This window comes from Flavobacterium sp. CFS9, assembly GCF_041154745.1.
Taxonomy (GTDB): Bacteria; Bacteroidota; Bacteroidia; order Flavobacteriales; family Flavobacteriaceae; genus Flavobacterium.
The window spans coordinates 2,816,169-2,829,092 of record NZ_AP031573.1 but is presented as its reverse complement, the minus strand read 5'-3'; the positions used below and the strand labels follow the sequence as shown (position 1 = coordinate 2,829,092).

Genomic DNA, 12,924 nt, shown 5'->3' with positions numbered 1-12,924 from the left:
GGGGCCAATAAAGTAATCCTTTTCTTTTATTATCTTATTCTGCGTTGTCTAAAAAATCTTTGATTTTATCGACATATCGGTCAAAAAATGATCTTCTGATTTTTGTTTCTGTAGATTCTTCTTTAGAGACGCTGTTTCTAACTTCTCTGGTTTCTTCGATAGTTTCTACTCTTTCAACGTAGTTTTCTTCAACTTCGTATCGCTGTTGTACCGGTTGTTGTATCTGTTGTTGTACCGGCGGCGGTACGTTTCTGTAAACCACTTTTGGCTGATCGTTTACAATCTCCATTCTAACAGCACTTTGCGTACTATTTTCGATACTGTTCATTACTAAACCAACTGCGGTTGCAAATAACGGACTGGAGATTTCTTCGCTGGAATTTCCTGCCAGGTGTTCGTTTGGATATCCAATTCTGGTATCCATACCAGTAATGTACTCTACTAACTGCTTGATGTGTTTTAGTTGAGCGCCTCCGCCTGTAAGCACAATACCGGCAATCAATTTTTTACGCGGATCCTCATGTCCGTAAGCCTTGATTTCTGCAAAAACCTGCTCTACAATCTCCACCACACGGGCATGAATAATTTTAGATAAGTTTTTAAGCGAAATTTCTTTTGGCTCTCTTCCTCTTAATCCCGGAATCGAAACAATTTCGTTGTCTTTATTCTCTCCCGGCCAGGCTGATCCGAATTTTATTTTTAAAAGCTCTGCTTGTTTTTCGATAATCGAACAGCCTTCTTTGATATCATCTGTAATTACATTTCCACCAAAAGGAATTACCGCTGTGTGACGGATAATACCATCTTTAAAAATAGCCAAATCTGTTGTTCCACCACCAATATCAATCAGCGCTACTCCGGCTTCTTTTTCTTCCTGACTTAAAACCGCATCAGCAGAAGCTAAAGGCTCTAAAGTTAATCCTGACAATTCAATTCCTGAACTCTGGATACATCTTCCCACATTTCTGATGGAAGAAGCCTGCCCCACTACAACGTGAAAACTGGATTCCAACCTTCCGCCATACATTCCGATTGGCTCTTTAATCTCAGACTGCCCGTCGATTTTAAACTCTTGTGGCAAAACGTGAATAATTTCCTCCCCCGGTAACATCGCCAGTTTATTTACCTGATCGATTAAAAGCTGGATGTCTTTCTCGCCAATTACTTCTTCCGGATTATTACGGCTGATGTAATCGGTATGCTGTATACTTCTGATGTGCTGTCCGGCAATCCCTACCACCACATCTTTAATTTTATAACCTGAATTATTTTCGGCTTCAAGTATTGCTTGCTGGATGGATTGAATCGTTTGCGTGATGTTGTTTACAACTCCTCTCGCCACTCCCAAACTTTTGGATTTACCAATACCCAAAATTTCCAGTTTACCATACTCATTTTTCTTGCCTATCATGGCAACTATTTTGGTTGTTCCAATATCTAGACCTACTGCAATGTTATCTTTTTCCATTTTCTATTATTTTGTGCAAACTACTTGTTCCGTAAACCTAAGGTCAATTTTATTGTATTTGTATAACGAACTATCTAAAACTGCTTTTTGAAAAAAGGCTTTATAGTTATTAAATTTCTTATCAACATTCATCGTTCTGCCAAAATCGATGAAGTAATTATAGTTTCTATTAAACATTTTTAAGCTGCCATTAGGCATAATTTGTATTGCAATGATGTTTTTTTTCAAAAACGCATCGTCATAAATTGTGCGAAATAAAGCAGCTAAATCTTCGTTATTTTTTTTATTAATTGCCCCCGAAACAAGAGGAACTCTTGCAGTATAATTGTCCGACAAGGGCATTTTATTCCCCTCATAGTCAATATAAAAAGATCGATCACCATCATAAACTCTTGCTATTGGTGTCTTCTGTTTTACTACTGCTTTTAGAACGCCATCGATACTTACAAAAACATCTGACTTTTCAATCATGTCTTGTTCGTTGAGGGTTTTCTCTATCTTATTCAAATCTAACTCATCTTTTCTAATACTGGAAGCGTCTCTTTTATTTTCTATCAACAATTTATTAACCGTTTCCGGCTTCACAAAAAGCGTATTTTCTCCTACAAAAACGACCATGGATTTTTTTAATTTTCGATCCCCATTTCGATGTTGAGCGAAGGAATATAAAAAAATAACCAGCGCCAAAATGAGTATCAAACGAATATTTGTCCAATTAAATAGTTTCATTCAGCATTTTTTTAATTGAAGGAACCATCTCACCAAGATCACCAGCTCCTATTGTCACAATTATTGGCGCATCACTGGCTTTGATCTCCGCTAATAAATCCTCTTTTGCAACAATTTTTTTGTTCGAATTTGTCATTTTTCCCAACAGCCATTCCGATGTAATTCCTTCCATCGGTAATTCACGTGCCGGATAAATATCCATCAAAAACACTTCATCAAATGCCGATAAGCTCTCCGCAAATCCATCTGCAAAATCTCTGGTTCTGCTGAACAAATGCGGCTGGAAAATGGCCAGTACTTTACGTCCCGGATACAACTCCCTAACTGCCTGATGCACTGCATTTATCTCAGTTGGATGATGTGCATAATCGTCTATATAAACTAAATTTTCAGATTTAATCTGATAAGAAAAACGTCTTCTGATTCCGTTGAATGAAGCAATGGCCTTTGCAATGGAGTCGGTCGGGGTGCCGAACGTTTTGGCCATTGCAATAGCCATCAGTCCATTCATTAAATTGTGTTTCCCCGGCAATCCGAAACGCAGGTCTGTTATCACTTCTGATGGTGTCTGCACATCAAAAACATAGCTTCCGTTGTCGATACGAACATTAAAGGCCTTATATACCGCTTCTTCGTTTATAGCGCACTGAACTCCTTCAAGAGGTAATTCTTTGGTTATAAAGAGCTTATTTTTATCTTCTACTTTTGATGCAAATTCCACAAATGAAGCCTCAATTGCATCACTGGTTCCGTAAATATCCAAATGATCTGCATCCATTGAAGTGATACAGGCAATATTAGGGTGCAGGTGCAAGAACGAACGGTCGAATTCATCTGCTTCCACTACGGTAACCGTTTTCCCTTCTCCAATTAAATTCGAATTGTAATTCTCTACAATCCCTCCCACAAAAGCGGTTACATCTGCTCCGCTTTCATACAGTATATGCCCCAAAATACTTGAGGTTGTGGTTTTTCCATGTGTTCCCGCCACAGCAAAACAAAACGTATCTTTAGTGATAATCCCTAAAACTTCAGCACGTTTCTTAACCACATAATCTCTTTCTGTAAAATAATTCCACTCAGAATGTGTTTTGGGTACAGCCGGTGTAATAATCACCAGTGTATTCTCGGTATAATAATCCTTTGGAATTAAACCAATATTATCTTCAAAATGAATATCAATACCGCTTTCAATCAACTCGCTTGTCAGCATAGATGGTGTCTTATCGTAACCGGAAACCTGTTTCCCAATATTTTTAAAATAGCGGGCCAGGGCACTCATTCCGATACCTCCAATACCAATAAAATAAACGTTCTGTATTTGATTTAAATTCATTTCTTTTCTCGCTTTAAGCAATAGGCTTTAGGCTTTAAGCCTCCTGCTTTTATCTTTATTTTTTATTCTCTTATTATTTTAAACACTTAAGCCGCTTTGCTTCACACAACAGACCTATAGCCTATCGCTTACAGCCTACAGCTAAATCAGCTTCACAATCTCAGCTACGATATCTTGTGTTGCTTTTGGTTTTGCCAGTTTTTTAATATTCGTACTTAATTGCTTCTGCTTCCCATCATCTTTAAGTAAGGCTTCAAAAACAATACTAAATTCATTATCCAGTTCTGACTCTTTCAGTAAAATAGCTCCTTTTGCATCTACAATCGCCTGTGCATTTTTTGTCTGATGATCTTCGGCAACATTAGGCGACGGAATAAATATAACCGGTTTCCCTACGATACACAATTCGGAAACCGATGAGGCTCCGGCACGTGAAATAATTACATTAGCAGCAGCATATACAAAATCCATTCTTTCAATAAAATCAACCACCTTAACATTTTGCTGATTGTATTTTTTATATTCTTCAAAATACAACTTTCCGCATTGCCAAATTATCTGAACGTCCTGCGAAAGAAAATTGGGCAATTCTTTTTCGATTAACTGATTGATTCTTCTCGCTCCTAAACTCCCTCCTAAAACCAGCAATATTTTTTTATTCGGATCTAATCCATAAAAAGCAACCGCTTCGTCATGTTTGCTGTCAATATCAATGAGATCCTGGCGAACCGGATTTCCGGTTAAAACAATTTTCTCTTTTGGAAAAAAACGCTCCAAATTATCATAAGCTACACAAATTGCATTGGCTTTTTTGCTTAGCAATTTATTTGTAATTCCCGGAAACGAATTCTGCTCCTGAATGACTGTTGGAATTCCGGCCGAACCTGCCGCCTTTAATAATGGCCCACTTGCAAAACCTCCGGTACCAATTACCACATTCGGCTTGAACTGTTTTATGATTCGTCGTGACTCCAGCAAACTTTTTGCCAATTTTAATGGAAACATTAAATTTTGCAGTGTAAGTTTTCTTTGCAATCCCGCAATCCAAAGTCCTTTGATTTCATAACCCGCCTGAGGCACTTTCTGCATCTCCATTTTATCTTTGGCACCTACGAAAAGAAACTCAGCGTCAGGAAATTGTAATTTTAATTCATTTGCAATAGCAATTGCAGGATAGATATGCCCTCCTGTACCGCCACCACTTAATATGAATTTATATTTTGCCATCTTTTTTATCATTATGAGTTGTCAGTTATGAATCATGAGTTTCCCCAATAACTTATCAACCTATTTCTCTATCCTCTTTCTTCTATTCTCTTTCTTCTATTACCCCAGCTGCTCTTGCTCTATACTTACTTATTTAAAACCGCATTCATCGGATTTCTGGAATTATCCTGAATCGAGTACATTCCCTCTTCTTCGTATATCTTTTCATCAGCAGGCAGATCTTCTTCTGCTAATTCTTTATCAATTAATCTTTGAAGAGCTTCTCTTCGTCTTTCTTTTTCCTCCTGTTCTTCAGCAATTTCTTCTTCTTTTTTCGTCACACTAATGATAATTCCAAGGGAGAAACAGGTCATCCAAATCGAACTACCTCCACTACTAATCAACGGAAGGGTCTGTCCTGTTACCGGCAATAATTCGACTGCAACAGCCATATTGATCATCGCCTGGAAGATCATCGGAAACCCGAGTCCGACGACGACGAGCTTTCCAAATAACGTATTGGCCTTGTGTGAGGCGATCACAAATCGGAACAACAACAATAAGTACAAAATCAATATTGCTACCCCTCCTACTAAACCATATTCCTCTACAATAATCGCATAAATAAAATCGGAAGAAGACTGTGGCAAAAAGTTCTTCTGAACACTTTTCCCCGGACCTACTCCCCCTAATCTCCCTGAAGCGATTGCAATTTTTGCTTTCTCAATCTGATAATCATCTTCATCCGGTTTATCAGTAGTAAAGTTCTCTATACGGCTTCCCCAGGTACTAACCCTGCTAAAGAATCTGGAATCCGGGAATGCTTTTGCTACCAAAAGGAAGAACGCAAACATGGCAATTCCTGAACCGATAATGAAACCAATATATTTTAACGGATACCTGCCAATAAACGTCAACATAATTACCATCGCAAAAATCAACGCTGTAGTTGAAAAGTTCGCCGGTAAAATAAGTGCCAGTGTTATAAAAACAGGCAGCCAAAGCTGTATCAGCGATACCTGAAAAGGCTCATTTTCTTCTTTGGTTTTCGACAGATAACGCGCCACAAATATGAATAATATACTGGCCGCCAGAGTCGACGTTTGAAACGTGATTCCGATAAAAGGAACCTGAATCCAACGACTCGCATTTGCACCTGCAATAACAGTTCCCTTCAACAAGGTATAAAGCAGCAAAAACCACACAATAGGCAGTGCAATTTTCGAAATCGCCCTGAAATAGTGATACGGCACGCGATGTACCCAGTAAATAATTAAAAAACCAATACAAACGTGAGCCAGATGCTTCACTAAATACCCTAATGTATTTCCGGTTCCGTGACCTATATACGCCAGATTACTACTCGCACTAAAAACAGGCATAAATGAAAACAACGCCAATAAAGCCACGAATGACCATATTACTCTGTCTCCTTTTAATTTGTTCACCAGCTCTTTCATAATCTTTTATTTCAGGTTTCTTTTGTTTCAGGTTTCATGTTTAAGTTTCAGGCTTCGAACTTGAAACATGAAACTTTAAACTATTTTCTACAAGTTGTGTACCGCTTGCTTAAACTGTCTTCCTCTGTCTTCGTAGCTTTCAAATAAATCGAAACTTGCGCAGGCCGGAGACAATAAAACAGCATCCCCTTTTTCACTTAAACGCTGTGCTGTTTTTACAGCATCGTTCATGTTATTTACTTCGACCATAATGTCAACCACATTTCCGAAGGCACTGATAATTTTATGATTGTCAATTCCAAGACAAATGATCGCTTTTACTTTTTCGCGAACTAATGACATCAGTTCGTTGTAATCGTTTCCTTTATCTACTCCACCAACAATCCATACGGTTGGAACATTCATACTGTCTAAAGCAAAGAAAGTCGCATTAACATTTGTTGCTTTTGAATCGTTGATATATTGTACATTCTGAATTTTAAGTACTTTTTCTAAACGGTGTTCAACACCCTGAAAATTAGATAAACTTTCGCGGATTGTTGCATTTCTAATTTGCATCAATTTCGCTACGGAGCTTGCTGCCATTGCGTTTTTCATGTTATGTTTTCCTTCTAACGCAATGTGTTCTGTGTCCATTGTAAACTCTTCTTGGTTGATCTTTATTTCCATTTTGTTGTTATTTATAGAAGCTCCTTCTTCAAATGCTTTCGTCAATGAGAAAGGAATTAATTTTGCTTTTGTTTTGTTGTTTTTTAACCATACTGTACTTGCTTCATCATCTGCATCGTAAATGAGATAATCGCTTTCGGTCTGGTTCATCGTTATTCGGAATTTCGAATTGATATAATTTTCATATTTATATTCATATCTGTCGAGATGATCAGGACTAATATTGGTTATAATTGCAATATCCGGTCTGTAATCTATTATTCCGTCTAACTGAAAACTGCTTAATTCAAGAACGTATGCATCGTATTTATTCTCGGCTACCTGCCAGGCAAAACTCTTTCCTATATTCCCTCCCAAACCTACATTCAAGCCTGCTGATTTTAATAAATAATGTGTCAGCATAGTGGTAGTCGTTTTTCCGTTACTACCTGTAATTCCAATAGTCAACGCTTCTGTAAAAGGTTTTGCAAATTCTATTTCCGAAATCACTTTTACTCCTGCTGCTACCAACTTCTTTACGATTGGTGACTTATCAGGAATCCCCGGACTCTTCATGACCACATCAGCATTTAAAATCAGATCTTCGGTATGCTGCTCCTCTTCCCAGGGAATTTTATTAATGATAAGAACTTCCTTGTAACTCTCTTTTATCTTTCCAAAATCTGATACAAAAACATCGTATCCTTTTTTCTTTCCAAGAATAGCAGTACCTACACCGCTTTCTCCTCCGCCAAGAACAACTAATCTCATAGTTTATATTTTTATTGTTAGATGTGAACTGTAAGATGTAAGAGACAATTCAAAGTTTTTCACATCCAACATATAACATTTTACATTTAACATTATCTTAGTTTTAAAGTAACGATTGACAATATGGCTAACATTACGGCAACAATCCAGAAACGGGTCACAATCTTACTTTCATGATATCCCTTTTTCTGATAATGATGATGCAGCGGTGACATCAGGAAAATTCTTCGTCCTTCTCCGAAACGTTTTTTCGTATATTTAAAATAGGTAACCTGAATAATTACGGAAGCACTTTCAGCAAGGAAAATTCCGCAGAATAAAACAATCAGTATTTCTTTACGAACGGCAATCGCTAAAACGGCAATAATTCCACCAATAGTCAAACTTCCTGTATCTCCCATAAACACAGATGCCGGAAATGAATTGTACCATAAAAATCCAATTAAAGCTCCCACAAATGCGGATATAAACACAGTCATTTCTCCCGAATTGGGGATATACATTATATTCAGATAGTTGGAAAAAATAATATTCCCGGAAACGAATGTAAATATTCCGAGAGCGAGTACAGAAACCGCCGAAGTTCCGGCCGCGAGTCCGTCAATACCATCCGTTAAATTCGCTCCATTAGAAACAGCCGTGATGATAAAAATAACCACGGGAATAAAAATCAACCAAGCCCATTTTTCATATCCTTCACCAGTCCATGCCAAAACTTCGGCATAGTCAAATTCATTATTTTTCACAAAAGGAATTGTCGTTGCAGTAGATTTTTCTTCTACCGGTGCCGGTAAAACTATAGTTGAATTGTTTGTTGCTGTTTTAAAAACATCCGTTCTGCCCGTATCAGTTCGAACCGTTACCGCCGGATTAAAATACAGAACTGATCCCACAATGATTCCAAGACCAACTTGTCCAATCACTTTAAAAATTCCTTTAAGTCCTTGTTTGTCTTTTTTGAATATTTTGATATAATCGTCCACAAAACCAATACTACCCATCCAAAGCGTCGTTACAATAAGCAATACGATATAGATGTTATGCAAACGAGCGAATAACAAAACCGGTACAAGGGTCGCAAAAATGATAATCAGTCCTCCCATTGTTGGAGTTCCTGCTTTTTCATTCTGACCTGCAAGACCTAACTCACGAACCGTTTCACCCACTTGCTGATTACGTAAAAAGTTTATAATTCTTTTTCCGTAAATCGTTGACAAAAGCAACGAAAGCATGAATGCTAAAGCCGATCTGAAAGTGATGTACTGAAAAACTCCCGTTCCCGGTACATCTAATGTTTTGTCTAAATATTCAAATAAATAGTATAGCATGTTTTTCTATTTTTTAAATTCCAATTTCGAATTAAATTCCAATTCTTAAATCCCAAATCCCAATCCTGATTGGTTTTTGGAATTTGGAATTTCCATTTTATTATTTTTCTAGTTGTTCTAAAATTTCCTTTACCGTTTCCATATCATCAAAATGATGACGTACCCCGTTTATCTCCTGATACGTTTCATGTCCTTTTCCTGCAATTAGTATGATATCATTGGGCTGAGCCAATTGACAAGCCGTTTTAATTGCTTGTTTTCTATCTGAAATTCTTAATATCTTTTTATAATTGTGAGCTTCAACGCCTTTCTCCATTTCATCTAAAATCACTTCAGGATCTTCATTTCTTGGATTATCTGACGTTAAAATTGCTTTATCGCTCAAATCTGTAGCGATTTTTGCCATTATAGGCCTTTTGGTTTTATCTCTGTTTCCTCCACAACCTACAACTGTTAACAACTGTTCATTTTTGGTACGGATATCATTAATGGTTTTTAAAACATTGTCTAAGGCATCCGGAGTATGTGCATAATCAACGATTGCTGTAATGTTTCCTTCTGAAACAATGTACTGAAAACGTCCCGAAACACTTTCTAAATCAGACAGTAAGCGTAACGCTTCAAGACTATCCATTCCTAACTGCACGGCTGTTCCATAAATTGCCAAAACGTTATAAGCATTAAACGTTCCGATTAATTTTACCCAAACTTCATTGTCGTTAACTTTCAATAATAAACCTGATAACTGACTCTCCAAAATCTGCGCTTTAAAGTCGGCATACGTTTTTAAAGCGTAAGTAAACTTTCTGGCTACTGTATTTTGAAGCATTACCGCTCCGTTTTTATCATCGATGTTGGATAAAACGAAGGCTGTTTTCGGTAAAGAATCGAAAAACGATTTTTTCACATCTCTGTATTCCGCAAAAGTTGGGTGATAATCTAAATGATCGTGTGATAAATTCGTGAAAATCCCTCCAACAAAATGCAGTGCTTCTGTTCGTTTTTGGTGAATTCCATGCGAACTCACTTCCATAAAACAATGCGTAACACCCGCTTCGATCATTTCATTCAGATAATGATTGATTGTAATCGAATCCGGAGTGGTGTGTGTTGCAGGAAATTCAGTTTCATCGATCCTAATTTTTACGGTCGACAATAAGCCAACTTTAAAACCTGCTTTTTGAAACAACTGAAACAATAATGATGCAATGGTTGTTTTTCCGTTTGTACCGGTAACTCCCACCAACTTTAACTTTTCGGATGGATTTCCGAAATAATTAGCCGCCATAAAAGCCAGAGCTGTATTAGTATCTTTTACTTTTATGTAGGTTATTCCTTTTTCAATATTTTCAGGTAACGTATCGCAAATAATTGCAATTGCCCCTAATTGGATTGCTTTTTCAATATAATCATGACCATCTGAAAGTGATCCGCGAATAGCCACAAAAACATCATTTGCCTCAATTTTTCTTGAATCAAAATCAATTTTATGTATATCGATTTCTGTTGAACCTGTTACAGATTCAATCGCTACTTTGTATAATATGTCTTTCAGTATTTTCACGATAATTCTAATACTATTGTTGATTTCTTAATAATGTTTTGTCCTGCCTGAATGGATTGTTTTTTCACTTTTCCAACTCCAATTACTTTTACTTTCAAATCCAGATTCTCTAATAAAGCAACGGCATCCATTCCCGGCATTCCTTTTAAATCCGGAATCTGATTTAATTTTTTATTAGCTTCTGCTGTGTACTTATTAAAACTATTTTCCTGTTTTGGAATTCTTGAATCCAGTCTTTTTATCCTATTCGTTGACGGCGCATCTGTAAATATCTTTTGAGCGATTCTTTTAAAAACCGGTCCGGCAACATCTGCTCCGTAATAATTGTTTCTTGACGTATTGGGCTTATGCACTACTACTATACAAGAATATTTAGGATGATCGGCAGGAAAATATCCCACAAAAGAAGAGGCGTAATACAAGCCTGACTTTCCTTCTTTCCCTCCATAATTAACCTGTGCTGTTCCTGTTTTTCCTGCCATCGAAAAATCTTTCGAATACAGCTTAGAACCCGTTCCTTTTTTAACCACATTAAGTAATACTGCTCTCACCTTATCGATGGTTTCCTGTGAACATACTTTCGGATTGATCACTTCTACATCAAATTTCTTAATGGTCTTGTTCCACTCTTTTATTTCCGAAACAAACTGTGGTTTAACCATCACTCCATTATTTGCAACCGCATTGTACAATGCCAGTGTCTGCATTGGTGTTACCGAAACTCCGTAACCAAAAGCCATCCACGGAAGCGAAACTCCTGACCAGTTTTTATCTCCAGGACGCGGAATAATAGCTCTTCCTTCACCCTTAAAGTGTAATCCTAATGTTCTGTGCAACCCAAAACTCTTAATATGATCCACAAATTTTGACGGATTGCTTTTGTAACTTTCATAAACTGCCTGAACCATCACTGTATTGGATGAAAGCTCAAAACCACGCGCTAACGAAATTTTACCATACCCTCCTCTGTGCGAATCGCGAACGGCTCTTCCGTAATATCTGATCTCTCCGCCTTTACTGTCATAAACTGTACTGGTATCTGCCACTTTATCTTCTAAAATCGCCATTAAATCTACCAATTTGAAAGTCGATCCCGGCTCATGAGACTCGGCTATAGCGTAATTGGTGGTTTCATAATAAGATCCGTCTTCTGATCTTCCCAAATTTGAAATCGCTTTTACGTGACCAGTTTCCGTCTCCATCACCACTACACAACCATGATCGGCTTCGTAATCTTCCAATTGCTTTAATAAAGCATGATGTGCAATGTCCTGAATGAAAACATCAATCGTCGAAATCACATCGTATCCATCTATCGGATCTACTTCATTTAAATCGCGGATAGGTTTCCATTGTCCTTTTGCAATTTTCTGCTTTAAAATTTTTCCGTCTTTTCCGTTCAGATAACTTTTAAAAGCCCATTCGATTCCTTTACCCACTTCGATTCCGGTTGCAGGGTCAATACGATCGTATCCAATTGTTCTTTCTGCGATTTTACCGATCGGATGTTTTCTAACGGTTTCCTGCTCCACAATTATCCCTCCTTTAAAAGCTCCTAAACTGAACAAAGGGAATCCTTTAATTTTCACATATTCGGTATAACTCAAATTGCGGGCAATCAGATAATAACGATTTTTATTAGCTCTGGCTTTTCTTAATTCCTGCTCGTAATAACCTCCCGGTCTGTCTAAAACGGTAGCCAATGAATCGGATAATGCTTTTACATATTTTTCAAAAGTCTCCGTTTTTGGCGCTTTCGCATCGAAACGAATTTCATAATTCGGAATAGACGTAGCCAGTAAACTTCCGTCAGCCGAATAAATATTCCCTTTGTTAGCCGGAATTACAAAATTTCTAACGGTACGCTGCTTCGCCAGTTTTCTGTAATAATCACCTTCAACCCACTGAATATTGGTTAACTTAACAACAATAGCAATTGCCATCACAAAGATGAAAACTGCTACGAGGTAAATTCTGTAGGATATATGTTTATCTTCTACTGCCATATTCTTTTAAAGAAACTTTTTTCTTCTTCTTTTTTTACTTCTATTTTAATCGGAGGAACTGTGGATGGAAAAATTTTCTTCTCCAGCATTTTATCCGATATCGTGGATTCCATTTTTAACTTCATTAACTCTGAACGGCGGTCTACAAACTCAGATCGCAATTCTTTTACTTCGTTGTTCAGTTTTGCGATTTCAAATACCTTCTGTTCGTAACGCTGTGTATTGGCGATCATCAAAATGGCAAGCAGAATGATAAAAACAATGAAACGCCAGTTTTTTATAGCATCATCATGAATCAGAAACCTCGCTTTTAATATATCAAATACACCACTTTTCATTTTTTCTACCTATATATTATAGTAACCCGTTTGACTGTTTATTGTTAATAGTTTGTTGTTTATGGTTTCA

At 37.2% G+C, this 12,924-nt stretch carries 10 protein-coding genes; all 10 read right to left on the bottom strand.

What is annotated here, in order from left to right; all coding sequences use genetic code 11:
- Positions 1–34 precede the first annotated feature (34 nt).
- Positions 35–1,468 carry a cell division protein FtsA gene (gene ftsA, locus ACAM30_RS12235; protein WP_369614917.1) on the bottom strand — a complete coding sequence of 478 codons (1,434 nt, stop codon included), beginning with the start codon at positions 1,466–1,468 and terminating at the stop codon, positions 35–37.
- Positions 1,469–1,474: 6 nt separating this feature from the next.
- Positions 1,475–2,197 (bottom strand): cell division protein FtsQ/DivIB, encoded by a 723-nt coding sequence (locus ACAM30_RS12230; RefSeq protein ID WP_369614916.1) that lies wholly within the window; start codon positions 2,195–2,197, stop codon positions 1,475–1,477.
- Positions 2,184–3,533, bottom strand: a complete 1,350-nt coding sequence (gene murC / locus ACAM30_RS12225; RefSeq protein WP_369614915.1) for a UDP-N-acetylmuramate--L-alanine ligase — start codon at positions 3,531–3,533, stop codon at positions 2,184–2,186. The genes ACAM30_RS12230 and murC overlap by 14 nt, the downstream gene beginning before the upstream one ends.
- Before the next feature lie 141 nt (positions 3,534–3,674).
- Positions 3,675–4,760 (bottom strand): undecaprenyldiphospho-muramoylpentapeptide beta-N-acetylglucosaminyltransferase, encoded by a 1,086-nt coding sequence (gene murG, locus ACAM30_RS12220; RefSeq protein WP_369614914.1) that lies wholly within the window; start codon positions 4,758–4,760, stop codon positions 3,675–3,677.
- 125 nt (positions 4,761–4,885) lie between these two features.
- Positions 4,886–6,199 carry an FtsW/RodA/SpoVE family cell cycle protein gene (locus ACAM30_RS12215; protein WP_369614913.1) on the bottom strand — a complete coding sequence of 438 codons (1,314 nt, stop codon included), beginning with the start codon at positions 6,197–6,199 and terminating at the stop codon, positions 4,886–4,888.
- An 87-nt stretch (positions 6,200–6,286) separates the two neighbouring features.
- Complete coding sequence (gene murD, locus ACAM30_RS12210; protein WP_369614912.1) at positions 6,287–7,618, bottom strand: UDP-N-acetylmuramoyl-L-alanine--D-glutamate ligase; 1,332 nt, start codon at positions 7,616–7,618, stop codon at positions 6,287–6,289.
- Positions 7,619–7,710: 92 nt separating this feature from the next.
- Positions 7,711–8,946, bottom strand: coding sequence for a phospho-N-acetylmuramoyl-pentapeptide-transferase (gene mraY / locus ACAM30_RS12205; RefSeq protein WP_202703053.1), 1,236 nt, complete (start codon positions 8,944–8,946; stop codon positions 7,711–7,713).
- Between the two features lie 100 nt (positions 8,947–9,046).
- Positions 9,047–10,510, bottom strand: a complete 1,464-nt coding sequence (locus ACAM30_RS12200) for a UDP-N-acetylmuramoyl-L-alanyl-D-glutamate--2,6-diaminopimelate ligase (protein WP_369614911.1) — start codon at positions 10,508–10,510, stop codon at positions 9,047–9,049.
- The gene (locus ACAM30_RS12195) at positions 10,507–12,516 is read right to left on the bottom strand and encodes a penicillin-binding protein (protein ID WP_369614910.1); all 2,010 of its coding nucleotides are present in this window, start codon (positions 12,514–12,516) and stop codon (positions 10,507–10,509) included. The genes ACAM30_RS12200 and ACAM30_RS12195 overlap by 4 nt, the downstream gene beginning before the upstream one ends.
- Positions 12,507–12,854: an FtsL-like putative cell division protein gene (locus ACAM30_RS12190; protein ID WP_369614909.1), complete on the bottom strand. Its 348-nt coding sequence runs from the start codon at positions 12,852–12,854 to the stop codon at positions 12,507–12,509. The genes ACAM30_RS12195 and ACAM30_RS12190 overlap by 10 nt, the downstream gene beginning before the upstream one ends.
- Between the last annotated feature and the right edge of the window lie 70 nt (positions 12,855–12,924).